This window comes from Glycomyces sp. MUSA5-2 (assembly GCF_037034145.1).
Taxonomy (GTDB): Bacteria; Actinomycetota; Actinomycetes; order Mycobacteriales; family Micromonosporaceae; genus Glycomyces; species Glycomyces artemisiae.
In genome coordinates, this window is record NZ_JBAGKG010000005.1 from 388,938 (window position 1) to 414,806 (window position 25,869).

Annotated in this window: 25 protein-coding genes; 18 read left to right on the forward strand and 7 right to left on the reverse strand. The window is 72.7% G+C overall.

The window, feature by feature from the left end:
- The first annotated feature begins 232 nt into the window (after nucleotides 1–232).
- The 4 genes from WA640_RS28880 (at nucleotide 233) to ddaH (ending at nucleotide 2,414) form a co-directional block, all read left to right on the forward strand.
- Nucleotides 233–379, forward strand: a complete 147-nt coding sequence (locus tag WA640_RS28880; RefSeq protein WP_425433430.1) for a DUF4244 domain-containing protein — start codon at nucleotides 233–235, stop codon at nucleotides 377–379.
- Complete coding sequence (locus WA640_RS18280) at nucleotides 376–780, forward strand: TadE family type IV pilus minor pilin (RefSeq protein ID WP_335989452.1); 405 nt, start codon at nucleotides 376–378, stop codon at nucleotides 778–780. The genes WA640_RS28880 and WA640_RS18280 overlap by 4 nt, the downstream gene beginning before the upstream one ends.
- A gap of 35 nt (nucleotides 781–815) precedes the next feature.
- Nucleotides 816–1,190, forward strand: coding sequence for an Rv3654c family TadE-like protein (locus tag WA640_RS18285; RefSeq protein ID WP_335989453.1), 375 nt, complete (start codon nucleotides 816–818; stop codon nucleotides 1,188–1,190).
- Between the two features lie 375 nt (nucleotides 1,191–1,565).
- Nucleotides 1,566–2,414, forward strand: coding sequence for a dimethylargininase (gene ddaH / locus WA640_RS18290; RefSeq protein WP_181245638.1), 849 nt, complete (start codon nucleotides 1,566–1,568; stop codon nucleotides 2,412–2,414).
- Nucleotides 2,415–2,602: 188 nt separating this feature from the next.
- Here the strand turns inward: ddaH and WA640_RS18295 are convergent, their stop codons facing one another.
- Entirely contained in the window at nucleotides 2,603–3,391 is a 789-nt protein-coding gene (locus tag WA640_RS18295) for a hypothetical protein (protein WP_335989454.1), read from the reverse strand.
- A gap of 196 nt (nucleotides 3,392–3,587) precedes the next feature.
- Entirely contained in the window at nucleotides 3,588–4,394 is an 807-nt protein-coding gene (locus WA640_RS18300) for a hypothetical protein (RefSeq protein WP_335989455.1), read from the reverse strand.
- 192 nt (nucleotides 4,395–4,586) lie between these two features.
- Here WA640_RS18300 and pdhA point away from each other — a divergent pair, with 192 nt between their 5' ends.
- From pdhA to pstB, 8 genes are all read left to right on the forward strand, one after another.
- Nucleotides 4,587–5,756, forward strand: a complete 1,170-nt coding sequence (gene pdhA / locus WA640_RS18305; protein ID WP_335989456.1) for a pyruvate dehydrogenase (acetyl-transferring) E1 component subunit alpha — start codon at nucleotides 4,587–4,589, stop codon at nucleotides 5,754–5,756.
- Nucleotides 5,753–6,727 carry an alpha-ketoacid dehydrogenase subunit beta gene (locus WA640_RS18310; protein ID WP_106362685.1) on the forward strand — a complete coding sequence of 325 codons (975 nt, stop codon included), beginning with the start codon at nucleotides 5,753–5,755 and terminating at the stop codon, nucleotides 6,725–6,727. Before pdhA ends, WA640_RS18310 begins: the two co-directional genes overlap by 4 nt.
- A 10-nt stretch (nucleotides 6,728–6,737) precedes the next feature.
- Nucleotides 6,738–8,111 (forward strand): dihydrolipoamide acetyltransferase family protein, encoded by a 1,374-nt coding sequence (locus WA640_RS18315; RefSeq protein ID WP_335989457.1) that lies wholly within the window; start codon nucleotides 6,738–6,740, stop codon nucleotides 8,109–8,111.
- Nucleotides 8,112–8,559: 448 nt separating this feature from the next.
- On the forward strand, nucleotides 8,560–9,960 hold the full coding sequence (locus WA640_RS18320; protein WP_335989458.1) for a hypothetical protein: 1,401 nt from the start codon (nucleotides 8,560–8,562) through the stop codon (nucleotides 9,958–9,960).
- A gap of 308 nt (nucleotides 9,961–10,268) precedes the next feature.
- Complete coding sequence (locus WA640_RS18325) at nucleotides 10,269–12,065, forward strand: NHL domain-containing thioredoxin family protein (protein WP_442904787.1); 1,797 nt, start codon at nucleotides 10,269–10,271, stop codon at nucleotides 12,063–12,065.
- Nucleotides 12,066–12,192: 127 nt separating this feature from the next.
- Nucleotides 12,193–12,384 carry a hypothetical protein gene (locus WA640_RS18330; protein ID WP_335989462.1) on the forward strand — a complete coding sequence of 64 codons (192 nt, stop codon included), beginning with the start codon at nucleotides 12,193–12,195 and terminating at the stop codon, nucleotides 12,382–12,384.
- 330 nt (nucleotides 12,385–12,714) lie between these two features.
- Nucleotides 12,715–13,566: a DUF6042 family protein gene (locus WA640_RS18335; protein ID WP_106362680.1), complete on the forward strand. Its 852-nt coding sequence runs from the start codon at nucleotides 12,715–12,717 to the stop codon at nucleotides 13,564–13,566.
- A gap of 151 nt (nucleotides 13,567–13,717) precedes the next feature.
- A complete protein-coding gene (gene pstB, locus WA640_RS18340) occupies nucleotides 13,718–14,578 on the forward strand; it encodes a phosphate ABC transporter ATP-binding protein PstB (protein ID WP_106362679.1) in 861 nt (286 codons plus the stop codon).
- Nucleotides 14,579–14,725: 147 nt separating this feature from the next.
- Here pstB and WA640_RS18345 read toward each other — a convergent pair whose 3' ends face one another.
- Complete coding sequence (locus WA640_RS18345) at nucleotides 14,726–15,715, reverse strand: resistance to Congo red protein (protein WP_106362678.1); 990 nt, start codon at nucleotides 15,713–15,715, stop codon at nucleotides 14,726–14,728.
- Nucleotides 15,716–15,874: 159 nt separating this feature from the next.
- Complete coding sequence (locus WA640_RS18350; RefSeq protein WP_335989463.1) at nucleotides 15,875–17,320, reverse strand: aldehyde dehydrogenase family protein; 1,446 nt, start codon at nucleotides 17,318–17,320, stop codon at nucleotides 15,875–15,877.
- 133 nt (nucleotides 17,321–17,453) lie between these two features.
- Here WA640_RS18350 and WA640_RS18355 point away from each other — a divergent pair, with 133 nt between their 5' ends.
- Nucleotides 17,454–18,125: a hypothetical protein gene (locus WA640_RS18355; protein WP_106362676.1), complete on the forward strand. Its 672-nt coding sequence runs from the start codon at nucleotides 17,454–17,456 to the stop codon at nucleotides 18,123–18,125.
- Between the two features lie 244 nt (nucleotides 18,126–18,369).
- On the opposite strand, the gene WA640_RS18360 is transcribed toward WA640_RS18355, so the two are convergent.
- On the reverse strand, nucleotides 18,370–18,669 hold the full coding sequence (locus tag WA640_RS18360; protein ID WP_106362675.1) for a DUF3073 domain-containing protein: 300 nt from the start codon (nucleotides 18,667–18,669) through the stop codon (nucleotides 18,370–18,372).
- A 298-nt stretch (nucleotides 18,670–18,967) separates the two neighbouring features.
- Nucleotides 18,968–20,038 (reverse strand): Glu/Leu/Phe/Val dehydrogenase dimerization domain-containing protein, encoded by a 1,071-nt coding sequence (locus tag WA640_RS18365; RefSeq protein ID WP_335989465.1) that lies wholly within the window; start codon nucleotides 20,036–20,038, stop codon nucleotides 18,968–18,970.
- A gap of 209 nt (nucleotides 20,039–20,247) precedes the next feature.
- Between WA640_RS18365 and WA640_RS18370 the strand changes: the two genes are divergently transcribed.
- The 5 genes from WA640_RS18370 to WA640_RS18390 all read left to right on the forward strand — a co-directional run bounded on the left by WA640_RS18370 (nucleotide 20,248) and on the right by WA640_RS18390 (nucleotide 24,562).
- Complete coding sequence (locus WA640_RS18370; RefSeq protein WP_335989467.1) at nucleotides 20,248–21,453, forward strand: RNA-guided endonuclease InsQ/TnpB family protein; 1,206 nt, start codon at nucleotides 20,248–20,250, stop codon at nucleotides 21,451–21,453.
- 106 nt (nucleotides 21,454–21,559) lie between these two features.
- Nucleotides 21,560–22,393 (forward strand): hypothetical protein, encoded by an 834-nt coding sequence (locus tag WA640_RS18375; RefSeq protein ID WP_335989468.1) that lies wholly within the window; start codon nucleotides 21,560–21,562, stop codon nucleotides 22,391–22,393.
- A gap of 208 nt (nucleotides 22,394–22,601) precedes the next feature.
- Nucleotides 22,602–22,823: a BldC family transcriptional regulator gene (locus WA640_RS18380; protein WP_106362672.1), complete on the forward strand. Its 222-nt coding sequence runs from the start codon at nucleotides 22,602–22,604 to the stop codon at nucleotides 22,821–22,823.
- A 342-nt stretch (nucleotides 22,824–23,165) separates the two neighbouring features.
- Nucleotides 23,166–23,693, forward strand: coding sequence for a hypothetical protein (locus WA640_RS18385; protein WP_181245636.1), 528 nt, complete (start codon nucleotides 23,166–23,168; stop codon nucleotides 23,691–23,693).
- Entirely contained in the window at nucleotides 23,693–24,562 is an 870-nt protein-coding gene (locus WA640_RS18390; RefSeq protein ID WP_335989472.1) for a PrsW family glutamic-type intramembrane protease, read from the forward strand. The genes WA640_RS18385 and WA640_RS18390 overlap by 1 nt, the downstream gene beginning before the upstream one ends.
- A 357-nt stretch (nucleotides 24,563–24,919) precedes the next feature.
- On the opposite strand, the gene WA640_RS18395 is transcribed toward WA640_RS18390, so the two are convergent.
- The gene (locus WA640_RS18395; protein ID WP_335989474.1) at nucleotides 24,920–25,831 is read right to left on the reverse strand and encodes an A/G-specific adenine glycosylase; all 912 of its coding nucleotides are present in this window, start codon (nucleotides 25,829–25,831) and stop codon (nucleotides 24,920–24,922) included.
- Nucleotides 25,832–25,869: the final 38 nt, after the last annotated feature.

Sequence of the window (25,869 nt, forward strand, 5' to 3'; positions counted from 1 at the left end):
CGACCTCGACGAGCCCACCGTCCGCCCCACCGCGGCGCCCGTGGACGCACCGGCCTGGTCCCCCGGGGCCAACCGCGCCCGCACGCCCATCACCGCCGAGGACCCGCAGGTCCCCGACGACCGCCCGGCCTCCCGGTACCGCCGCCCCGGCCCCGGCGAACCCGACGAATGGCGGCCCGGCCGCATGCGGGGCACCGCGAAACCGAGCTGGGGCGGCAAGTTCGCGTCCCGCATGCGCGGCGAGAGCGGCATGAGCACCGCCGAGTACGCGCTCGGCACGCTCGCCGCGGTCGCCTTCGCGGGCATCCTCATGAAGGTCCTCACCTCCGGCCCGGTCGAGGCCGCCCTCCAGGCCCTGATCGAACGGGCCCTCCAGTGAACGCGCCGCACCGGTCCCGGCCCCGCGCGAGCAGGCCGCCCGACCGGCGGACCCGCGACGACCCGCGCCAGCGCGGCTACGTCACCGCCGAGACGGCGGCGGCGCTCCCGGCGGTGGTCGCGGTCCTGGCGCTGGGGCTGTGGGCGGTATCGGCGGTCGGTCTGAAGGTCCGAGCCATCGACGCGGCCAACAGCGCCGCGATCGCCGCCGCCCGAGGCGAGGACGCGCACGCCGTCGCGGACGCGTACCTGCCCGACGGCGCCTCGGTCGCGGTCTCCGAGGACGGCGACCTCGCACGGGCCGTGGTCACCGCGCCGACGCGGCCGCTCGGCCCGCTGACGCCGCCGATGACGATCACCGCGACCGCTGTCGCGCCGCTCGAACCGGGGCCGGTCCGATGAGGCGGACCCGTATCCGCTCCTGCCGGAGCGCCCGCGTGCGTCTGATCCGGCGCACCCGGGGCGCTAGCGAGCAGGGCTCGGCGACGGTCCTGGCGGCGGGAGTGGCCGCGGCACTGGTCGCGATGGTGGTGGCCTACACCGCGATCGGCCAGGCCGGGGCCGCCCGCCACCGCGCCCAGGGAGCGGCCGACGCCGCCGCGCTCGAAGGCGCCTCCAGGGTCCTCCTCGGCGAAGGGGAGGCCTGCGGGGCGGCGAGGGCAATGGTCGAGCGGACGTCGACGGAGTTCGTCCGCTGCGACGTCAACGGCCTCGAAGTGACGGTCCTCGTCACCGAGACCCCCACCGGCCTCCCGCAGTTCCTCGGCCCCGCCAGGGCCGTCTCCCGCGCGGGCCCGGTGGCCTTCCAATAACCGAACCGACGACGAACGACCCGCCCCCCGGCGGCCGAGGCCAGGCCGCCGGGGGACCGGAAGAAGACACAGGCTTGACGAGTAATTGGTGTGCTGGTCGGCGGAGGGTGGGCACGGGGAGGGGGAGGGGCCCCGGAATCAGTCCGCCCGAGCCCGAACCGACACTTGCCGAACCGCGCCCCGGCGGGTTCGATCATTCGGCGCGGGGCGCCACGAAACCGGGATCCGTCTGAGGGCGCTTCGCGCCCCGGCCGCGCCCGGCTAGGAGGGATGAAAGCGCTGACAGCGTAGGGAATGAGGTGGTTTGGTCACACTCCCGAGTGTCGAGGGGCTGGAGGGTCGCTACGCAGGCCGCGGGCTGTCTACACTCGCGCAATGGAGAAACACCGTTCTTCACCTGACCAGGTGACCGCGACCCGGTCGCCCGGCCGCCGCACGTACCTCATGTGCCGCCCCGCCTACTACGCGGTGGAGTACGCCATCAACCCCTGGATGGACACCACCGCCCCCGTCGACGCCGCCCTCGCCTGCGCCCAGTGGGAAGAGCTCGCCGACATCTACACCTCTCTCGGCCACGACGTGCTCCGCCTCGAACCCGAGCCGGGCCTGCCCGACATGGTCTACGCCGCCAACGGCGCGTTCGTCGTCGACGGCATCGCCTACGGCGCGAGCTTCCGCCACCCCGAGCGCCGCCCCGAGGCCGACGCCCACGAGAAGTGGTACCGCACCTCCGGCTGGACCTTCGCCGAGCCCGAGCACATCAACGAAGGCGAAGGCGACTTCACCTACCTGCCCGGCCGCGAACTCGTCCTCGCCGGCTGGGGCTTCCGCACCGACGCCCGCGCCCACGCCGAGGCCGCCGACGTGTTCGGCCGCCAAGTCGTCTCCCTGCGCCTCGTCGACCCCCGCTATTACCACCTCGACACCGCCCTCGCCCCCCTCGACGACCACAACATCGCCTACTTCCCCGACGCCTTCGCCCCCGGCAGCCGACTCCTCCTCGAACGGCTCTTCCCCGACGCCGTCATCGCCGACGCCGAGGACGCCGCCGGATTCGGCCTCAACTTCGTCTCCGACGGCCGCAACGTCGTCATCAACGCCGAAGCCGAAGCCATGGCCCGCAAGGTCGAGGACGCCGGGTACACGCCGGTCCCCGTCGACCTCTCCGAGCTCAAGAAGGGCGGCGGCTCAGTCAAGTGCTGCACCGCCGAACTCCGCCGCTAGAGCTCGGGCGGTAAGGGACAGCAAGCAGCGCAAGGGGGCCGGTGCGACAGCGAGTCGCACCGACCCCCTTCGTCAACCGCTGCATGGATTTCGAGGATGCGGGCCGCGTCCTGCCGCGGCAGGCGTCCAACCGCCGCCGCGGCCCGCACCCTGGTCTCAAGCCGGGCCGAGAAGGCCCGGTGAAGAGGTCAGGCCGCCGCCAGCGTCGGCGCCGGGCCCACCGGGCTGGCCCCCACCGGGCTGGCCTCGACAGGACCCTGCACCGCTGCGCCCTGCGCCGCCGGGCCGGGGGACGGCCGCCCCGCGTTGAGCGGCGACGACGGCGGGCGCGGTGACGGCACTGCGGCGTGCGGCGGCTCGATCGCCGCCACTGCCGGACGCACCAGCCGCTCCAGGCGGACCGTGTCGCTCATCGGGAGCGGGCTCGTCGGATGCCCGCCGTCCCCCGGGAAGAGCGCGCCCGCGAGCGGCGCGGGGACGACCGGGAAGACGCCGCTGGGGGACAGGAGCGGGTTCGGCCGCTGCTGCCGCGGCCGCCAGGCGGGGCGGGCCGTGACCTTGGGGCGGCGGAATGCCCGCGCGAGCAGCGCGTCCACCCGCCACACCCGCTTGGCGTGGCTCGCGGGAAGCCAGAAGTGCCAGCGGTGCGGCTCGCTCGCGCCCGGGCCTTCCAGGACCGTGAAGTTGAGTTCGACGCCGGGACCGGCCGGGTCGGCCGACCAGCGGAGGTTCTCGATCGCCGCGACCGGCGCGTCGAGGCACAGGCGCACGCGGCCGAGCAGCCGCGACTGCCGGGTCACCACCAGGCGCTCGCCCGTGAGCATCAGGACGTGGTCGCCGCTGCCGAGACCGTCGGAGCCGACGCAGCGGCTCAGCAGCGACACCTGGTCGCCGGTCCGGATGTTGCGGCGAAGGAGTGGAACGTGCCGTGACAGCGCCGTCGTGGTCAGGCCCGCTTCGGCCGAACACGCCAGCATGCTGCGAGAGAAGAGATCCATTTGCTTGTACCCCACCTAGATCCGTGCGCGCCTCGATCGCTCGGGGACGCGCCCTCGAAGGGGGTAACGGCAATCCGCATATGCAGGTTACGGCTGCGGGGTGGCCTTCCCCACATCTCACCCCTTCGGGCGAGCAGGTTCGGCAGGGCGCGGGGTGTCGCGGTAGGGGACGGGATCAGTCCTCGTCTTCGGTCGGAAGCGGTTCGGGCGCTTGGAGATCGAGGTCGACTTCGAGCTCGGCTTCGAGCTCGGGGCTGGATTCGGAACCGGGTTCGGTGTTGAGGTCGGCATCGGCATCGACCCCGGCATCGGCTTCGACTTCCGGATCTGCGGCGGGGTCGGAGGCTTCGTCGTCGCTGCTGGACTCGCTCCAGGCGTCGTCCCAGCTCCCGCCCCAGTCGTCCCGGCCGCCGTCATCCCACTCGCCGTGGTCCCAGTCGTCCCACCCGTCGTCCCAGCCGCCATTGTCCCAGTCGCCGTGGTCCCAGCCGTTCCCGTCGTCCTCGCCGTCATCCTCGGCGTCGTCCTCTTCGCCGTTGCCGCCCGACTCCTCAGGCCCGCACGGGTCCTCGCCGATCGGGACGAGCCGCGGCGGCTCGGACCCCTCGCCGCCCTCCTCCACGGGAGGGCCGGGGGCGTCGTCGGGCTCGCCGCGGTCGCGCTGGGGGACGAGTTCGGCCTGCGGTTCGGCTGCGACGGGCTCGACGCCCTCGCCGGGCTCGGCCAGGCCGCCAGGGTCCGGCTCGGCGCCCGCGAGCCCCGCGATCTCGCCGGGCGTCGCAGGGGGGTCCTCGCCCTCGATGATCACCGTGCCGGACTCGATCTCCATCGGCTCGGTCCCGTCGGCGCCCGTGTAGAGCCCGCGCGTGAAGGTCCACCCGACCATCGCGAAGGACGCCACCGTGCCGGCGCTGATCCCCACGAGGGCGAACCAGATCCCCACCGGCCAGCGTCCCCCCTGGTCGCTGCCTCTGCCGTGCACTGCGTGCTCCTTCCCGCCACCCCCGTGCGACGAAACGGCCGTTCAGGGCCGATGATGTCGATGATCGACAGCCCTCGGCTACTCAGTGTCAGACTTCAGTCCCGAATAGTAATCGGGTGAAGGGTGTGACGCGCACCGCCCAGGGCTTTGGGATGCTTGGATGTACCGGAATACGAATATGAGGAGGCATCAATGGGCGACACACAGCGTCCAGCCAAGAAGACGGTCAAGAGCCGTCCGAAACCCGCCTCGACGAACGAACCACAGTTCGTGCAGCTGCTCTCACCCGAGGGTCGGCGCGTCAAGCATCCCGACTACGACATCGACCTGAGCGACGAGGAGTACCGCGGCCTCTACCGCGACCTCGTCATCACCCGCGAACTGGACGCGCAGGGCACCGCCCTCCAGCGCCAGGGCCAACTCGGCCTGTGGCCGAGCCTCCTCGGCCAGGAGGCCGCCCAGGTCGGCTCCGGCCGGGCCCTGCGGCCCCAGGACACGGTCTTCCCCGCCTACCGCGAGCTCGGCGTCCAGTGGTGCCGCGGCATCGACCTGATCTCGTCGTTCGCGCTGTTCCGCGGCGTCGACCTCGGCGGCCGCGACACGGTCGCCGACCGGTTCAACATGTACGCGATCGTCATCGCCTCGCAGACCCTCCACGCCGCCGGGTACGCCATGGGCGTCGCCATGGACGGCGCGGTCGGCACCGAGGACGGCGAGGCCGTCATCGTCTACCACGGCGACGGCGCGACCAGCGAGGGCGATTTCAACGAGGCACTCGTGTGGGCCGGGGTGTTCAACTCCCCGCTGGTGTTCTTCTGCCAGAACAACCAGTACGCGATCTCCGAGACGAACGCCCGCCAGTTCCGGCTCCCGCCGTACCGCCGCGCCGAGGGCTTCGGCGTCCCCGGCATCTTCGTGGACGGCAACGACGTCCTCGCGACCTACGCGGTCACCCGCGGCGCGCTCGACCGCGCCCGCGGCGGCGAGGGCCCCAGCCTCGTCGAGGCCTACACGTACCGCATGCAGCCCCACACCACGTCCGACGACGCCACCCGCTACCGCGACGAGGCCGAGCTGGACTTCTGGCGCGCGAAGGACCCGGTGGTCCGCTACCGCAAGTGGCTGGCGGCCGAAGGGCTCGCCGACGAGGCGTACTTCGCCGCCATCGACACCGAGGCCGGCGAGCAGGTCCGGGCGCTGCGCGCCCGGGTCATGGCCCTGACCGACCCGGAGGTGTCCGAGATGTTCGACAACGTGTACGCCCAGATGCCCGCGGGCATCGCGGCCCAGCGCGCCGAGGCCGTCGAGTTCCAGGCCTCGCTCGCTGAGCCTTCTTCAGGAGCGGGGAGCGACGTCCGATGACGACCATGTCCATGATCAAGGGCCTCAACGAGGGCCTCCGCCGCGTGCTCGAAGACCAGCCGAAGTCGCTGGTGATGGGCGAGGACGTGGGCCGCCTCGGCGGCGTGTTCCGCGTGACCGACGGCCTCCAGAAGGACTTCGGCTCCGACCGCATCATCGACACCCCGCTCGCCGAGTCGGGGATCATCGGCACCGCGATCGGCCTCGCCATGCGCGGCTACCGGCCGATCTGCGAGATCCAGTTCGACGGCTTCGTCTACCCCGCGTTCGACCAGCTCGTCTCGCAGCTCGCGAAGATCCCCAACCGCTCCGGCGGCCGCATCCGCCTCCCCGTCGTCGTCCGCATCCCCTACGGCGGCGGCATCGGCGCGATCGAGCACCACTCCGAGTCCCCCGAGGCGTACTTCGCGCACACCGCGGGCCTGAAGGTCGTCACCTGCTCCAACCCCGCCGACGCGTACTGGATGATCCAGCAGGCCGCCGCCGGGGACGACCCGGTGATCTTCTTCGAGCCGAAGCGCCGCTACCACGGCAAGGGCGAGGTCGACACCGAGAAGCCCGGCCTCGATCTGCACCGGGCGCGCACCGTCCGCGAGGGCCGCACCGCGACGCTCATCGCCTACGGCCCCACCGTGGACGTCGCCGAGAACGCCGCGAAGGCCGCCGCCGAGGAGGGCCTCGACCTGGAGGTCGTCGACCTGCGCTCGCTGTCCCCGATCGACTGGGAGCCGCTGTTCGCGTCGGTCCGCAAGACCGGCCGGGCCGTGGTCGTCCACGAGGCCCCCGGGAACGTCGGCATCGGCGCGGAGGTCGCCGCCCGCCTCACCGAGGAGTGCTTCTACTCCCTGGAGGCGCCCGTACTGCGGGTGACCGGCTACGACGTGCCTTATCCCGCGAGCCGCCTCGAAGACGACTACCTTCCGAACCTGGACCGCGTCCTCGACGCCGTCGACCGGTCCCTGGAGCACTGAGGAGGCGAACATGGGACAGAAGATCACGTTCAACCTGCCCGACCTCGGTGAGGGCCTCACCGAGGGCGAGGTCGCCGCGTGGCTCGTGGAGCCCGGCGGCGAGGTCAAGCTCAACCAGCCGTTCGTCGAGGTCGAGACCGCGAAGGCGCTCGTCGAGGTGCCCAGCCCCTACGACGGGGTGCTCGCGCAGCACCACGCCGAGGCCGGTGAGACCGTCGACGTCGGCAAGCCCCTCGCCACCTTCGAGGTCGAGGGGGCCGACGCGCCGCCCGAGGCCGCGAAGCAGGAGGAGCGCACGCCGAACCTCGTGGGCTACGGCGCCCGCGAGGCGGGGTCCAAGCGCCGCAAGCGCAAGGGCGCCGCACCCGCCGCGGAGACGCCGGCGCCGCCCGCGCCGCAGTCGCTCGCCCCGGTGACGCCGCCGTCGGTGATCACGCCGTCGTTCACGCCGCCCCCGGTAGAGGCCGCCCCGCCGGTCCCCGCCGTCCCGGCGCCGAACGGCGCGGCGACCGGCGGCCCGGTGCTCGCCAAGCCGCCGGTCCGCAAGCTCGCCAAGGACCTCGGCGTCGACCTCGCGTCGGTCGTGCCGACCGGCCCGAACGGGACGGTCTCGCGCGCCGACGTCGAAGCGGCCGTCGCGGCCCCGGCCCCCGCCGCGCCGCAGCGGGCCGCCGTCGCCGCGGAGGACCAGCGCATCCCCATCAAGGGCGTGCGGAAGCTGACCGCGCAGAACATGGTCGCGTCGGCGTTTACCGCCCCGCACGTCACGGTGTTCCTCACCTGCGACGTCACCGGCATGATGGACACGGTCAAGGAGTTCAAGGCGCGCAAGGAGTTCGCGGACGTCAAGGTCACGCCGCTCCTGTTCGTCGCCAAGGCGGTCCTGCTGGCCGCGCGCCGCCACCCGATGATCAACGCCCGCTGGGACGAGGCCGCCCAGGAGATCGTCGTCAAGCACGACGTGAACCTCGGCATCGCCGCCGCCACCCCGCGCGGCCTGGTCGTCCCGAACATCAAGGCCGCCCAGGACCTGAGCCTGGTCGGCCTCGCGGACGCGATCGGCTCGCTCGCCCGTACCGCGCGGGAGGGGCGGACCACCCCGGCCGACATGATGGGCGGGACGATCTCGATCTCCAACGTCGGCGTCTTCGGCGTCGACACGGGCACCCCGATCCTGCCGCCCGGCGAGTCGGCGATCCTCGTGTTCGGCGCGGTCCGGCCGCAGCCGTGGGTCCACGAGGGCGAGATCGCCGTGCGCCAGGTGACGACGCTCGGGCTGTCGTTCGACCACCGCCTCATCGACGGGGAGCTCGGCTCGCAGTTCCTCGCCGACGTGGGCGCGTTCCTATCGCACCCTGGGGAAACGCTGCTCGCCTGGACGTGACCAAGCGCACCAGCGATTCGTTGGCGGATCTTACCGTTCGGTGTTGTAATTGAGGCACGGAAACAACGAGGAAACATAACTTCGAAGTTTCCGCGTCTCAGTTCCGACGGAGCTCGCAAGCCGGGCGCCGGAGGGGCACAGGGACCGCGAACTTTATCTCCTCCCATTGGTGTGGATGACAGCGCCGAGTCGCCACACCGCGGAGACCCTCTCCAGGGGGTTCTCACACCGGCCGGGCGCCGCTATTGCCATGAGGGGTGGGCAACAGCTGGCGCCCGGCCTTTTCTCTGCCCTCCGGGCGCTTTCCCTTTCCTCCCGTTCTGCCGCACGGCCGCGTTTCCCGTGCCCGCTTAACCCTGTCGAGTGATCGTTGGCGCCGCTGCGGTACCGTGTTGCCGTCTGGCGTGCCCCCAAGACGCCAGGCCGGAAGCAGCATTGAGGAGCAGCCGTGACCTCCGAGCAAGGCAACCCGCCAGCAAAGGGCCCCGACGACGAGGGCGCTGTCGATAAGGACGCTGTCGAAACGGGCGCCGCAGAGCAGAGCGCTGCCGAGGGCGGCGCCGCAGCGAGCAGCGCGGCCGAGAGCAGTCCCGCCGAGGGCGACGCTCCTGAGAGCGCCGCCGCCGAGCAGCCCGCCGCCGACGCGGGCCCGGCCGACCCGGCGCCCGCCGAACCGGAGAGTCCCGCGGCCGAGGCCGCTCCGGCTCCCGCTCCCGAGCCCGCGTCCGAGGCCCCCGCCGAGGCGCCGGCGGCCGAGGCCGCACCGGAACCCGAAGCGCCGCAGGCGGCCCCCGAGGCCCCTTCGGTCGACGAGGGCGCGACCCAGACGATCCCGGCGTCCCCTGAAGCGGACGTCCCGCCCGCACCGGCGGCCGACGCCCCCGCGCAGGTCCCGCCGCCCGCGTACGAGGCCCCCGCGCCCCAGTCGCCGCCTCCGGGCCCGCAGTTCGACGAGGACGGCACGCAGATCCTGCGCCTGGGCCCGTCGCAGCCGCAGCAGCCGGTCGCCGACCCGGTCGAGGAGAGCACCCAGGTGCTGCCGCCGCAGGGCATCTCGGGCTTCAACGCCCCGGCCCCGTACGGCGAGCAGGCAGCGCCGAGCCCCTCGCCCGCGGCCCAGCCTCCTGCGAATCCGGCGGCGTGGCCCTCGCCCCCGCCGAACCCGCTCGCGAACCAGGCCCAGCAGCCGGGCCCGGCGGCCGTCCCGCCGCCGCCCCCGGTGCAGCAGCCCTACCAGCAGCCGCAGCAGCCGTACCAGCAGCAGCCCCCGTCGGCGTACCAGCCGCCGGCCGGCCCGCCGCCGACCCAGTCGGACGACACCCAGAAGCTCATCATCGGCGCGCACAACCCGTACAGCGAGCCGCCGGCCCCGCCGTCGGCGTACGGCTCGCCCGCGCAGCCCTCGCAGCCGCAGGCGGCCCCGCAGTACTCGCAGCCGGGCACCGGCGCCGTGCCGCCGGCCGGCCAGTACCCGCCCGCGCCCGCCGCCGCCAGCGGCGGCGGAGGCCGCAAGAAGGGCCTGGTGCCGATCCTCGCCGCCGTGGGCGCGCTGGTCGTGATCGCGGCTGCCGTGGGCGTCTACTTCCTGCTGTTCGCGGCCCCGAAGTTCGAGGAGGGCGGCTGCGTCCGCCACACCTCCGGCGACCAGGCCGAGGCCGTCGACTGCGCCGACGCCGTGGACGGCGAGGACTACGAGATCGTCGACAAGGTCGGCGACGGCCAGGAATGCGCCGACGCGGGCCGCGAGACCCTCACCGTCGGCGACGACGTCTACTGCCTGAGCCTCCTCGGCGGCACCGACGAAGGCGACGGCGGCGGCGAGGCCACCGAGTCCCCTGCGGACGAATAACTACCCGGCAAACCGGCTGATATCCCGCTTTATGGCGATAAATCCGGTCTAAGGGACCCCTGGTGCAAAAATACCGCGGGGGTACGACATCACGGCGAGGGCCGGTGGGAAGCCACCGGCCCTCGCCGCTGTATGTGAGTCTCGTTCGCGAACGGGCCGAGCAGGGGAGCTGGGACGTGCGCGCGAGCTAGGCTCGGGCCGTGACCGAGTCCTCCAGCGCTCAGCCCTCCGCCGCCGCGACCCCGGACGGCGCGTCCCCGCAGGCCGCCGCCACGAAGCCCGCTCCGAAGGCGGCGGCTTCGAAGGCAGTGGTTCCGAAGGCGCAGTCGCGCGTGCGCGCGGCCCGGCTCGAAGGCCGCGGCTGGCTCAACACCGGCGGCGCGCGGCTCGACCTCGACAGCCTCAAGGGCAAGATCGTCGTCCTCGACTTCTGGACGTTCTGCTGCATCAACTGCCTCCACGTCCTCGACGAGCTGCGCCCCCTCGAAGCGAAGTACGGCGACGCGGTGGTCGTCGTCGGCGTCCACTCCCCGAAGTTCGAGCACGAGCGCGACCCGCAGGCCCTCGCCGCCGCCGTCGAGCGGTACGGCGTCGAGCACCCCGTCCTCGACGACCCCGACTTGAAGACCTGGGACGCCTACGCCGCCCGCGCCTGGCCGACCCTCGTCGTCGTCGACCCCGAGGGCTACGTCGTCTCCACCATGGCCGGTGAGGGCCACGCCGAAGCCCTCGACCGCATCATCGGCGGCCTCGTCGAGACCCACGCCGCCAAGGGCAACCTCGACCCCGAGGGCAGCCCCTACGTGGCCGCCCCGCCCGCCGAGACCGCACTCCGCTTCCCCGGCAAGGCGATCGCCCTCCCCGGCGGCGACGTGCTCGTCAGCGACACTGCCCGCCACCGCCTCGTGCGCCTCGCCCCCGATCTTTCCACCGTCAAGACGGTGATCGGGACCGGCGAGCGGGGCCGCGCCGACGGCGCCGCCCCCGAGTTCAACGAGCCGCAGGGCCTCGTGCTCCTCCCCGCCGACGTCGCCGCCGCGGCCGGATACGACCTCGTCGTCGCCGACACCGTCAACCACCTCCTGCGCGGCGTCGACCTCGCCACCGGCTTCACCACCACCGTCGCGGGCACGGGGAGCCAGTGGCGCATGGACAACGGCACCGACGCCGCACTCGACGTCGACCTGTCCTCCCCGTGGGACCTCGCCTGGTACGACGGCCGCGTCGTGGTCGCCATGGCCGGGATCCACCAGCTGTGGGCCTTCGACCCGGTCGCCCGCACCGTCGCCCCCTACGCCGGGACCACCGTCGAGTCCCTCAAGGACGGCCCGCTCGACCAGGTGTGGATGGCCCAGCCCTCCGGGCTCGCCGCCGACGGCGCCCGCCTGTGGATCGCCGACTCCGAGACCTCGGCGCTCCGGTACGTCGAGGACGGCGCCATGCACACCGTCGTCGGCCAGGGCCTGTTCGACTTCGGGCACGTCGACGGCCCCGCCGCCGACGCCCTCATGCAGCACCCCCTCGGCGTCGCCGTCCTCCCCGACGGCCGCGTCGCCGTCGCCGACACCTACAACGGCGCCCTGCGCGCCTACGACCCGCGCACCGGGGAGGTCGCGACCCTCGCGTCCGGCCTCGCCGAGCCCAGCGGCGTGCTCGCCTTGGGGGGCAAGGTGGTCGTGGTCGAGTCCGCGGCGCACCGCCTCGCCGTGCCCGACCTCTCCGAAGCCGCCGTCTCCGGGCAGCACCACCGCGTCACCCGCAAGCGCACCAGGGTCGCGCCCGGCAGGGTCCGCCTCGACGTGCTCTTCGAGCCCGCCCAAGGGCAGAAGCTCGACTACACGTACGGCTCGCCCGTCCAGGTGACCGTGTCCGCCGACCCGCCGCAGCTCCTCGCCGAGGGCGCGGGCCGCACCGAGGACCTGACGCGCGAGCTCGTCCTCGCCGACGGCATCGAGAAGGGCGTCCTCCAGGTCGTCGCGCAGGCCGCGACCTGCGACGCCGAGGCCGAGCACCCCGCGTGCCACCTCACCCGCCAGGACTGGGGCGTGCCCGTGGAGATCACGGGGGACGGGGTGTCGACGCTGAAACTCGTGCTGCGATCCTGAACAGGGCGGTCCGGGGACGCCGCTATTTCCGCCGCCGCGGGTGTGTCATGAATCCGCGGACGGCTCGCGGCGCAATAGGTTGTTCCGGATCGCACCATCCACAGGGCACATCAGGGAGGACTGTTCAGTGATCGCCGACGTCGAGGAGCGCTACGCCGAATACGAGCACTGGCTGGTGCTGAACGCCGCCGACCAGATCGTCACCGTGGGCCGCATGCTGGAGCAGCAGGTCCGCACCCTCGAATACCTCACCCCCGACCACGTTGCGTCGCTCGCCTCGTTCGAACCGGACCTCTCCGGTATTCGATCGAACGGATAGCCGGACCCGGCCGATCGGTCGATATCCACCGGTATCGATCGGAGTAACGTCGGCCCGGACGCGGCAGGCGGCGTCCCTCCGGCAGCGGGCGAGTCCCGCACCGGAGCCGGCAAGCCCGACGCGCGAGGGCCGTCCCGGCGCCGGCGCGCCCCCGGGTCCGCCCGCGAGGGCGAACCGAGCGGGGGCGGGCCGTCGAACGGGCACTCAACGGGCACTGAGCAACACCTGGCATCACCGCGCCGGGGCGGCCCCTGAACCCGCCGCTACGCTGAAAGCGAAGTCGCGTCCCGGAGGTTCAGCGCCGTCGCCCTGCGCTGATACGGTCGATGCGTGGAATCTTTCGAGCGGCCCTTCGGCGACGAGTCCGGCCCGGTCCAAGCCCCGATGCACCCCGCGTGGATCCGCATCATGCCGTGCAGCATCGAGCTGTTCCGCACCGTCCCCTCCCTCAACCCGTTCCCCGCCGGATGGTGGGCCGACGCCTTCCCCGAGGACGACATCTGGAACGAGCCCGTCTGGTGCGACCCGGGCGACGTCGACGACTGGATCGCCGAGGCCTCCGAGCACCACCTGGGCGCCTCCCCCGAGGTCGTCGAGAAGGAGGCCCGCGAGGAGTACGACCGGGCCACCGCCGAGCGCAGCGAGCGCATCGACACGTTCACCACCCACTGCCGCCGCGCCGGACTGCCCGTCCCCCACACCGTGCGCGACCTCCTCGAATTCCTCCTCGCCCTGGGCCTGTACCGGTCCGAGCAGCGCGACGGCGGCCTGTACGTCGCCCCGCAGCTGTACATCAACCCGTTCGACGTGCTCTCCTTCGACAAGCTCGAAGCGATCGAGGAGGCCGCCGACCAGCGCGGCGACCTCGAAGAGCTCACGGCGATCGCGATCAGGCGCGTCGGCGGCGTCGACTACGAGTTCGACGACGAGGGCCGGTTCGTGCTGCCCGGGAACGCGAAGTCCGCCACGGTGGACGTGTCGCTCGCGGCGCTCGCCGAGGACGCGGGCGTCCCGGCGCCGGTGATCCGCGGGATGCTCATGGAGCTCGCCGAGGACGGCGACGTCGCGGGCTCGGTCGACCTGGGCGCGGTCCCGGTCGGCGACACGTTCACGCTCACCGCCTCCGACGACCTGCTCGGCGGGTACCCGAACGACGAGCTGCTGCCGCCCGAGCACGCCTGAGCCGCGCCTGCGCCGCCCGTCCGCGGAGTGACCGCCGACGCAGTCCCGTTCACTGCCAGTTCACCTGTTGGCCCCCCGTCGTGCACCTCGATGGCGAACCATGAGGGCAGGACACGTTAACGGCGGTTGACGATCGGTGATAGGAGCACGCGTGACCGTGAACGAGACTGGCACCAGGGCCAAGGCCCCCATCGCGGGCCTCGCCGCCCAGGGCCGGGCGGCCTCCCCGGTCGCCACCGAGACCGTCATCGAGCTCAAGGGCGTGGGCGTGCACTACGGGAAGGCGCACGCGGTCCGCGACGTCTCCCTGCCGGTCGCCCGCAACCAGATCACCGCGATGATCGGCCCGTCGGGCTGCGGCAAGTCCACGGTCCTGCGGTCGATCAACCGCATGAACGACCTCATCCCCGGCGCGAAGGTCTCCGGCGAGATCACCTTCCACGGCACGAACGTGTACGGCTCGGGGGTCGACCCGATCGCGGTGCGCCGCCACATCGGCATGGTGTTCCAGAAGGCCAACCCGTTCCCGAAGTCGATCTTCGACAACGTCGCGTACGGCCTGCGCATCAACGGCATGAAGGACGGCCTGGCCGACCGGGTCGAGCAGGCGCTGCGGGGCGCGGCCCTGTGGGACGAGGTCAAGGACAACCTGAAGAAGTCCGCGCTGGCGCTCTCGGGCGGTCAGCAGCAGCGCCTGTGCATCGCGCGCGCGATCGCCGTGCAGCCGGAGGTCCTGCTCATGGACGAGCCGTGCTCGGCGCTCGACCCGATCGCGACGGCCCGCATCGAGGAGCTCATGAACGAGCTCGTCAAGGACTACACGATCGTCATCGTCACGCACAACATGCAGCAGGCGGCGCGCGTCTCCGACGCGACGGCGTTCTACTCCGCGGACGTCGACGAGGCGGGCGAGCGGTTCGGCTTCCTCGTCGAGTTCGACGAGACGCAGCGGCTGTTCTCCAACCCGGCGGATCCGCGCACCGAGGACTACATCACCGGCCGCTTCGGCTAGTCCCCATTGACGCCGACGGCGGCGCGACCGTTTCCGGTCGCGCCGCCGTCGTTCCATGTCTGGGATGCGGAGCCGGGAAGCGGAGCGGGGGCGGCCCGCAGGCCGCCCCCGTCCGTCTTGCCAGTGCCTAGATCATCTTGACGGTGTCTAGACGTCGTCGCCGCAGAGGATCGCGGACGTGCGGCCCTCCGGGTCGGTGACCTGCCAGTACCAGGAGCCGCCGCAGGTCGCCTGGTCGGCGGCCTCGTCGGTGGTCATCGCGACGGGCTCGTCGATGTTGACGACGCCGACGACCACGTACTGCGCCAGCGACGAGGAGCAGTCCACGGTCCACCACGAGTCGGCGTCGTAGAAGCAGTCGCCCTCGGCGGGCACGTACGGCGTGTTCTCGGGCTCGCTCGGGTCGGCCGCGCCGGTCGCCTTGATGCAGTACAGCGAGTCGAGCGTCCCCGACGAGTACACGTAGTGCCAGTTCGTCCACAGCTCGCCGGGGTGGAGCACGGCCCAGTCGTCGCCGCACAGCGCCTTCGCGGCCGTGAAGTCCGTCAGGTTCCCCTCGTCGTCGACCGGCACGTCGGTGACGTCGTACGACTGGGCGGTGATCTCCCAGAACGCCGTCGCGTCGGAGCAGTCGACCAGCTCCAGGCCGTCGCCGTACCCGCCGTCGGCGATCACCGGCTCGTACGGCAGGCACATCCCGACCTCGGAGTCGGTCTGCTCCTCCTCGGTCGTGGCCTCCTCGCTGGGGCTCGCGTCGTCCGACGGCGACTCCTCCTGCGTGGTCTCGTCGCCGCCCGCCACCGGGTCGTCGTCCTTGTTCAGGTTCATCACGACCAGCAGCGCCCCGCCGAGGATCAGCACGAGCGCCCCGACGATGACGCCGCCGATGAGCGCGTAGTTGCGCTTCGGCGGCTCGGGCGGCGGCAGCGGCGGCCCGAACGACGTCGGCGGCTCGTACGGCGGCTGCCCGCCCCCGCCCGCCTGCCCGGCGCTGAACTGCGGCGCGGAGCCGTACTGCGGAGGCTGCTGCGGCTGGCCCCCGTACGGGCTCTGGCCGCCGTTGTACGGCGACTGGTAGCCGTAACCGGGCGTCTGCGGCTGGTCAGGCGGTGGGCCGTAATTGGGAGGGACCGTCATGCAAGCCACGCTATAGCGCTTTGTCAACAGCCGTCGCGCGGAGGGCCAAACCTGTGAAGGAAACTCGCAGCGCAGGCGGCGGAACCGCACCGGACGGCCCGGCCCGTCACCGGTGCGAGGTGACGCACCTCGCGGGCGCTTGCGGCCCCCGCACCCGGATCAGAGCACGTCCGGCAGCACCAGCACCCGCTCGACCGTGTAGTCGAGCATCGCCGACCGCACGCCCTCCCGGCCCGTCCCCGACGCCTTCGCGCCCCCGTACGGCATCTGGTCGGCCCGGAACGACGGCACGTCCCCGATCACCACGCCCCCCACGTCCAGGGTCCGGTGCGCCAGCATCGCCTGCGGCAGCCGGTCGGTGAACACGCCCGCCTGGAGCCCGAACCGCGAGTCGTTCACCGCCGCCAGCCCCGCCTCGAAGCTGTCGACGCTCGCCAGCACCAGCACCGGCCCGAACACCTCCTCGCGCAGCACCTTCGCGTCCGCGCGCACATCGGCGAGCACCGTGGGCTCCACCAGCGCGCCCCGCCGCGGCCCGCCCCCGCACAGGACCTTCGCGCCCTCGTCGACGGCCTCCTCGATCCACGACTGGACCCGCTCGGCCGCCTCCGCGGAGATCAGCGGCCCCACCTTGCAGGAGGGGTCGTTCGGGTCCCCCGACGGCAGCGCCTTCACCTGCTCGACGATCCGCGCCGCCATGTCCGTGTACGCGGGCGCCTCGATGAACACCCGCTGCACCGCGATGCACGACTGCCCGGCCTGGTAGTTCCCGAACACCGCGATCCGCTCGGCCGCCCAGTCCCGCTTCGGGTAGTCGGCGGCGACCAGGGCCGCCCCGTTCCCGCCGAGTTCGAGCGTCACGTGCTTGCCGGGGACCTTCTTGCGGATCTGGTGCCCCACCGGCCCCGAGCCGGTGAACGACACGACCGGTAGCCTGGGGTCCTCCACGAGCTGGTCGGCCCGGTGGTTCGGCACCGGCAGCACCGACAGCATCGCCGGGGGCAGGTCCGTCTCCGAGAACAAGGCCCCGAGGTGCAGTGAGGACAGCGGCGTCGCGGGCGCGGGCTTGAGGACGATCGGGCAGCCCGCCGCCACGGCCGGGGCCACCTTGTGCGCCACCAGGTTCAGCGGGAAGTTGAACGGCGTGATCCCCAGGACCGGGCCCCGCGGGAACCGCCGCACCAGGGCCATGCGGCCCTCCGCGGACGCGTCCGTGTCGAGGCGCTGCACCTCGCCGCCGAACCGACGCGCTTCTTCTGCGGCCCAACGGAACACCGACACGGCCCGGCGCACCTCGATGCGCGCCCACGCGATCGGCTTCCCCGACTCCGCGGTGATGAGCTCCGCGCACGTCTCGGCCTCCTCGTCGAGGCGCCGCCGCACGTGGTCCAGGGCCTCGGCCCGCACGTGCGCGGGCAGCGCCGCGCACTCAGCCGCGGCTCCCGAGGCGGCGGCCACGGCCGCCTCCACCTGCCCGGCGGTCGCCCATGAGGTGGCGCCCACCGGGGACTCGTCGAAGGGGTGGGTGACGAAGAACTCCTCCTCGCCGTGCTGGGGACGTCCCGCCACCCAGATGGGCGAAACGGGACGGAGACGCTGCGACATGGCTCCAGCCTACGGGTTCCGCCGCGGCGGCCGCTGCCGTTGGGGCCCGCGAATCCGCGCCGGACCCGCCCCGGACCTTCCGGGCTCCGCAACCCGGGTGCGCCCATTTGCCCGCTCAGGGCATGATGAGGGCATGAGTGAACAGCAATCAGGTGCGGGGTACCCGCAGCAGCCCGTCTCCGGCCAGCCCGGCCAGCCGCAGCAGCCCTACCCCCAGGCCCCCTACGCCTCGCCCCAGGCGCAGTACCAGGCCCAGCAGCAGTACGCGGCCTACGCCCCGCCGGCCCCGTCGCTGTTCGACAAGCTCGGCGTCCCTTCGGTCCCCGCGATCCTCGGCCTCTCCGGCCTGGGCGCCCTGGCCCTGTCCGGCCTTATCACCGGCACCAGCGACGGCACCGACCTCCAGGTCGACGTCGCCGCGAGCCTGTTCGGGCTCCCGTCGGTCCTGACCGCGGTGATCGTCATGTTCGCGCTGGCCCTGTTCGGCGGCGAGAAGCTGCGCTCCCTCTGGAAGTCGTTGACGGTGGCCGGGACGGGCGTGTTCCTCGCCGGGTTCCTGTACGACCTGCTGTCGCTGCCCGACGGCTCGTCCGGTTCGGACGCGTCCGCGTGGATCGGCGCGCTCCTGCTGGTCGGCGCGTACGCCTTGTTCACCGCCGGTGCGCTGCTGGTCCCCGGGAAGGCCGTCCCCGCCGCGGCGCCCGCCGCGCCCCCGGCGTACCCGACCGGGCAGCAGCCCGCGGTCCCGCCGGCCGCCGCGCCGCAGACCCAGCAGAACCAGTGGCCCCAGGCGCCGCAGCAGTAGCCGCCCCCGGGCAGCCGAAGAGGCGGCGCGACCGGATCTCCTACAAGATCGCGGTCGCGCCGCCTCTCTTCGTGCATATTGGATATCGCGTCGTCCGCGCCGACATCCGAGTCTTTGCTCCAGGGCCGCCCCCTGCCCTGGCCTCGCGGCGGGTGCGGGAGCCGGGCGGGCGCAGTGGAGGCGCCTGCCCGTTCTGGATATGGAGATTGCGGAGATCGGTCGGGCGGGCCCGCCTTGCCCTGGTTCAGCGCCTCGTCGTGCTCGCACGATCCGGCGGCGTCCCCGTGGGCCGCAGCGCTAACTGCTTCTTCGGCGGGAGCCAGTCATCCTCGCGGAGATCGTCTTCGTCTCCGTCGTACCGATCGTCGGCATAAGCGGCATAAGGGTCCGGCTCCTCCTCTTCAGAAGGAGGCTCAATGTCGACCTCGTCCTCACGACCGCTCCCTAGCTCGCGCTCCAGCGCGCGCAGGTCGGTGTTCGGAGCATGGTACTTGAGCTTCCGGGCCACTTTGGTCTGCTTTGCCTTAGCTCGGCCGCGCCCCATATGGCTCGACCCCCTCGCACAGAAATCATCGGGGCAGCCATTGCGGCGCCCCGGAATGCTTGCAATCTCTTCGTGGCTCCTACGGTACAGGCTCGCAGCGCCCGACTGCATCCCGGGCCGTGAGTTGGATGCCACAGATTACCGGCGATGACCACCAGACGGGGACGAACATCCGCCCGAATCGCGAGATTCGTTCTCACTGTCCGGATGGACGTGATGACGCTGTGCGCGCACCGCATAGGCGGATCCTATAGGATATTTCCTATATCCTATAGGATCCGTGCGGCGGGGGCGCGGGTCAGCGGAACAGGCGCAGCCGCTGGAGCCGCCCGACGGCGGCCATGCGCTCCTCGGCCAGGGCGTTCGCCGCGGCCACGGGCGTGGTGCCCTCGCCCTTGGCGCGGTCGAGGATGCGGCCGGTGGTCTCGAAGATCCCGGCGGTGCGCCGCTCGGCCCGCTTGAAGTCGAACGCGCCGTCGTACTCGTCGGCGACCTGGATGACGCCGCCGGAGTTGACGACGTAGTCGGGGCAGTAGAGGATCCCGGCGCGCTCCAGCTCGTCGGCGATGTGCGGCGCGGCCAGCTGGTTGTTCGCGGCGCCGCAGACGATCTCGGCGTCGAGGGTCTTCAGCGCGTCCTCGTCGAGGACCCCGCCGAGCGCGCACGGGGCGTACACGTGGATGCCCGACGCGATGAGCTCGTCGGCGTCGGCGACGATCCGCACCTGCGGGAAGTGCTCCTGGGTCCAGCGGATCGCCGCGTCGTTCACGTCGCACGCGACGACCTGCGCCCCGGCCTCCACGAGGTGGGGGACGAGGTGGCGCCCGACCTTGCCGAGCCCGGCCACGCCCACGGTGCGGCCGGTCAGGTCCACGGCGCCCCACCGGTGCTGCGCCGCCGAGCGCATCGCCTGGAACACGCCGAACGCGGTGAGGATCGAGGAGTCGCCGGCGCCGCCGGCCTCGGGGCTGCGGCCCGACACGTGCCGCGTCTCGCGCGCGATGTGGTCCATGTCCTCGACGTACGTGCCGACGTCGCACGCGGTCACGTACCGCCCGCCGAGCGACTCGACGAACCGGCCGTACGCCCGCAGCAGCGCCTCGCTCTTCAGGGTCTCCGGGTCGCCCCAGATGACGGCCTTGCCGCCGCCGTGGTCGAGCCCGGCGATCGCGTTCTTGTACGCCATGCCCTCCGACAGGTGCAGCACGTCGGTGAGGGCCTCCTCCTCGGAGGCGTAGGGGTAGAAGCGGGTGCCGCCCAGGGCCGGGCCGAGCGCGGTGGAGTACACCGCGATGATCGCCCGGAGCCCGGTGTCCGGGTCGTGGCAGAACACGACCTGTTCGTGGCCGGTCGCGTCGAAGATGCTCATGGCTTGCTCTCCAGTTCTTCTCTAGGGGTTCGGGCCCCGGAGCGCGGTGCGCGCCGGGCGGCGCCCCAGGGGCGCGGCCGGGTCGCGGCCGCTTCCTCGTCGTAGCGCGGGTATGCCTACGCCACCAGCATATGACCGGCGGCCCGCGGGCCAGGCCCGGCTCCGCGAGCGGCGGCCGGATGTCGCACCCCTCCCGTAGCCTTCGCCCGGTGCAGCTCCGCTACCGGTTCCGGCTGTGTCCGACCGCCCCGCAGCGCTCCGCGCTCGCGCGGCTGTTCGGATGCGTCCGTGTGGTGTACAACGACGCGGTCGCAGCGAGGAAGCGCGCGCACGAGACCGGCGAACCGTACCCCACCGGCTCCCTGCTCCAGCGGCAGTTCATCACCGAGGCGAAGCGCACCGAACTGCGCGCCTGGCTGACCGAGGTCTCCAACATCCCGCTCCAGCAGGCGGTCCGAGACTGCGACCGGGCCTACCGGAACTTCTTCGACTCGCTCAAGGGAACGCGCGCGGGTGCGCGGACGGGGCCGCCGAGGTTCAAGCGCCGGTCGAACCGGCAGACGGCCCGCTTCACCCGCAACGGGTTCGTGCTGCGCGACACCGGGCGGCTCCACCTCGCCAAAATCGGCGAGATCCGGGTCGCCTGGTCCCGGGAGCTTCCCGCCGAGCCCAGCTCGGTGACGATCGTCAAGACGGCCGCCGGCAGGTACTTTGCGAGCTTCGTCGTGGCGGTCGACGACGGCGCCGAACTCCTCGATCCGGTCGACCAGGAGACCGGCATCGATCTCGGGTTGAAGGACTTCGCGGTCCTCCGCGGCGGCAGGGCCATCGGGAATCCGCGGTTCTTCAGAGCGATGGAGCGCAGGCTCAAGAAGGCGCAGCGCACGCTCGCCCGCAAGCAGAAGGGAAGCCGCAACGCTGAGAAGGCCCGTATCGCCGTGGCACGGGTGCATGAGGCGATCGGGAACCGACGGGACGACTGGCTGCACAAGCAGGTCATCGGCATCCTCCGCGAGAACCAAGCGGTGTACGTCGAAGACCTGCCGGTGCGCGGCCTCGCCCGCGGCCGGGCGGCGAAGTCGGTCTACGACGCCGCGCTCGGCAGGTTCCTCGTCCTGCTCGAATCGAAGGCCCTGCGCACGGGAAGGACGTTCGTGCGGGTCGACCGCTGGTTCCCCTCGACGCAGCTGTGCTCCGCCTGCGGGGCGCTCACCGGCCCGCGAGGGCAGGCGGGCCTGCCGGTGCGGCGGTGGGCGTGCGGGTGCGGTGGGGTCCATGACCGCGACGGGAACGCCGAGGCCAACATCAGGAACGAAGGAAGACGACTGGTCGCCGCAAGGCATGCGGAGACCCGAAACGCCTCCGGAGGGCCGGTGAGACCGGGCGTGCCCGGCGCGGCCCGGAACCCGCGATAGCGGAGGAACGAGGAACCCGTCCGTGAGTGGTCGGCGCCGTCCGACCGCGAGCCGGGAGCCCTGCCCTTCAAGGCAGGCAGGATGCCGATATGGAAGTATCTGGCTCGTGTACGCACCGAGCGCGTCCTATCTGCGCGTCTACGAGCCCGCCGCGGCGTTCGCCGACGCCGGGTACTGGCGCGCGTACGCTGCGTCGGGGCGCGCGGTCGACCCGCTCGACGGCCCGAGGGTCCGACGGGAAGCACTGTACGAGCGCATCGGATGGCCCTGGCGGGGCGTCCCCTCCTTCGGGCGCGACGCGTACGTCATCGACAGGGGCGGCGCCGACCCGCTCGTGTGCCCGTGGAACCTGCGCTACCGGATCGCTTCGGCCGCACTGGAGGTGCGGCGCCTGACTCCCGAGGCCGTCGCCGAGGCCCTGTTCCCCGCGGAGTTCCTCGCCTCCGCGGCCGAGGTCGTCGCGCTCGACGAGGGCGCCGACCGCCGCGAGGCCCCCGCCGACGCCCACGAGCACGTCGCGACCTGGTCGGTCCCGCTGCGCTGGTTCGCGTGCGTGCGCCCCGAGGACCGCGAGCTGGTCATCCAGCCGGGCCTCGTGCAGCTGCGCTACCGCACCCCGATCGCGAAGTCCCGCAGCGGCCTCGCCGTCGCCCGCAACCTGGTGCGCGCCGAGTTCGGCGAGGGCGCCGAGCTCGCCGAGGCCCTCGCCGAGACCGGGCACTGGCTCGACGGGTTCCACCGCGACTCCGTCGTCGAGCTCGACTACGGCGGGATCGCCTCCAGGATGGACGCGGACGAGCTCCGCGACGAGGACTCCGTCGACCTGACCTGGCAGGCCCTCGACCACCTGGGCGCCTCCGAGCCCGAGGACGCGCAGGAATGCTATGCGCGCCTTGTCGACCGATGGCGTGATCGTCGTCTCGCGGAACGCCTGAACTGACCTCGCGTTCCGCGCGGCCGCGGGCCCCGCGACCAGGTCGTTCGCTTGTGGAGTGATCACTCGGATGAGCGGACCGAGCGGAAAGTCCAAGCAAAATCGGCCGTTCGGCCTATGTCGGACATCTACGACAGGCCGGACGATTGCAGAAGGAACGAATCAAGGCTCGGCAGCCGGTGATTCGCAGCCCGTGTGTGGAGGAGAACGAACGATGACGACAGAGCTGAACCTTCCGGTGGAATCCGAGGCCCTGCTCACCCCTTCTGAGGTCGCCGCGATGTTCCGCGTCGACCCCAAGACCGTGACGCGCTGGGCCAAGGCCGGCAAGATCTCCGCGATCCGCACCCTCGGCGGCCACCGCCGCTACCGCGAGTCCGAGATCCGCGCGCTCATCAACGGGGACATCCCCGTGCAGCGCGAAGCCGCGGAGTAGCCGCAGCACCGAGTACGACCGCCTCCCGCCACCGACCGGGCGACGAGGCATGAGGAACCAGTCCGAGGCCGGACCACCCTTCCGGCCGCCGCCCCATCGAAGCCGCAGTCGCCGGCTCGCCGGCCCTCAGCCGGTCGGGAAGCGGGCCCTCCCTCAGGGCCCGCGCCCGCGCGACCGCACCGCGGAGACGCCGGCCGCAGGACCCCTGAACCAGGTCCCGGCCGGCAGGTCCCCGCCCGTCCCGCGCCCGCCCCGGCGTTCGCTGCTTTCGCTCCGGCCCCGCCCGTGTCTTCCCCGGGCATTACGGATGCACTCGCCTGGATCACATGGGACGCTTGCGGTGTGTCCCGTTTGAGGAGCCTCGCCGTCGCCGCTGCCGTCGCCGCCGCGGTCCTGGTGTTCGCACTCGGGGTCCCCCTGCTCAACAAGGCCGTCTCCCCCACCGTCGACGTCGGCGGGGAGCAGTTCGCGCTCGCGGGCGTCACCCTCACCGCCCCCGAGGACACCCGGATGCGCCCCGGCTACTACCGGCCCGAGTCCGGCCGCGCCGAGTTCATCGTCGGCGACGCGGAGGTCGACATCGCCGTCGCCGGACCCTACGGCTTCGACGCCGAGTACCTGGCCGCCGAGATGGCCCGCCTCCTCGAAGTCCAGCCGGGCGTGCGCCTCACCGAGCCGCGCGACTGCGCCGCCGACGGCGTCGAGGGCGCCGGGCGCTCCTTCACCACCGAGACCGGCGCCGGGTTCGCGTGCGCGTTCGTCCACGGGGACACCAGGGCCGAGGTCACCGCCCGCGGCGCGTCCCTCGACGCGCACACCGTCGAGCGCATCGACGCGCTCATCGCCCAGCTCTCCTTCGGGGCCGCCTGATGCCGCGCCCCGACCCCGCCTCCCCCGTGCAGTGGACGGCCGCGCTCCTCATCGGCGCGGCCGCGATCCTGCTGCTGTACAACACGCTCCCCGTCGCCCTCGCCTATCCGCGCGCCGGGACGACCGCGCTCGTCCTGTTCTCGCTGTTCGCCGTCCCGTTCCTGGTGATGCGCCGCCGCCTCGCCGGGCACCTCGCCCTGCCGGGCGCGGGCCTGGCGATCGGCCTCGCCTGGGGCGCCACCGTCGCGGTCATGACGTCCCTGTTCGGGTCCCGCGCCCTCCACGGCCTGTTCGCGACCGCGTGGGGCCCGGCGTGGGCCGAGCGGTGGGCGCCGGTCCTGGCCGCGCCGGTCGTCGAGGAGGTCGTCAAGACCGCGGGCGTGGTCCTGGTCGTCGCGATCTTCTGGGGCCGCCTGCACGGGGTCCTCGACGGGATCGTCCTGGGCGCGTTCTGCGGCGTGGGCTTCCAGATCGTCGAGGGCTACGCGTTCGCGATGTCGAACACGGTCATCAACCGGGCCGGGGACGTCGTCGAACCGGTCGTCGCCGTCTTCATCGTCCGCGGCGTCCTCGCGGGGCTGTGGAGCCACGCGATCTTCACCGCCATCGCCGGGGCGGGCATCGCCTACGCTGCGACCCGCCGCACCGCGCGGTCGGCGTGGATCGCCGCGGGCGCGGTCGGCGCCGTCATCGTCCTGCACGCGGTGTGGAACTCGCCGCTGCTGCGCGACGGGCTGGGGCTCGGCTCGCTCGGGGTGCTCGGCGGGATCATGCTCAAGGGCCTGCCCGCGGTGCTCGTCGTGTGGTGGCTGGTGCGCTGGGCGAAGCGGGCCGAGGCGCCCGTGGCGGCCGCGGTCCCCGATGCGTAGCAATGCCGCCCGGGTCTGAGCGCGCGGTACCCCGACGGCATTGCATCCGCTCGGCCGCGTCCGCCGCTGGAGGCGTCCGCTCCTGCGCGGCCCGCTTGACGTGCGGCCGGTCCGCGGTCGACGCGACGGTAGATGGCGCGAGCCGCGTCGTCGTGTTCCTGGCCGGCCGCTCGGGGGCGGCCGCGCGGTAGGCGATCGGTCCCGGCACCGGTGGTGAGCCGGACCCGGAGGTCCGTCCGGTGCCCCGCCGCGGTGACCGGCGGGGTTGGACCCGGGGCCGCCGATCCTGCGGATCGGTGCCGACCGAGCATCGTGAAGTTCTCTCAACTCCCACGCTAGCAGCGGCCCGCCCGTTTGTCACCGACTCGGGAGTTCGAATCGCCCCGCCTCGTCGGTGCCGATCAGGCCGTCCTCGATCAGCTGCGCCACGGCCTCGTTGACCATGCGCACATCGTGCCAGACCGCGTCGATCCGGGCCCGCTCGACGGGCCCGTCGGCGTCCCGCAGCAGCGCCATGACCTCGCCGCGCACGTGCCGGTTCGTGCCCTTGTAGCGCTGGCGCTTGCGGCTGGGCCCGGCCGGGACCTCCTGGCCGGAGAACCCGCACGCGTCGCTGAGCGGGCAGGCGGCGCACTCGGTCTTGCGAGCGGTGCACACGAGCGCCCCGAGTTCCATGAGCGCCAAGGAGACCCGGGCCGCGGTGGGGGCGTCCTCGGGCAGGAGCGACGCGGTCGCGGCGAGGTCGGCGCGGGTGGTGGCCGTCCCGGCGTCGGCGCGGCCGCCGAGGCGGGCGACGACGCGGCGCACGTTCGTGTCGACGACGGCGTGGCGGCCCCCGTAGTGGAACACGGCGACCGCGGCAGCGGTGTAGTTGCCGATGCCGGGGAGCTTTTCGAGCTCGGCGGGGTCGGCGGGGACGGTCCCGCCGTGGTCCTCGGCGATGGCGCGCGCGCACTCCTGGAGGCGCAGGGCCCGCCGCGGGTAGCCCATGCGGCCCCACTCGCGCAGCACGTCGGCGGTCGGGGCGGCGGCGAGGTCGGCGGGCGTCGGCCACCGCTCCATCCACGCCTCCCACACGGGCGCGACGCGCGCGACCTGCGTCTGCTGGCTCATCACCTCGGAGACGAGCACGCCCCACGCGGTGGTGCCGGGGCGGCGCCACGGCAGCTCGGTGCGGTTGTTGGCGTCGAACCACGGCAGCAGCCGCTCGGCGAGCAGCTCGGGGGAGGGCAGGGCCGGTTCGGTCGGGGTCTCGCTCGCGGCACGCATCCCCCCATTGTCGGCGCGGGGTCCGACAACGGGCGAGG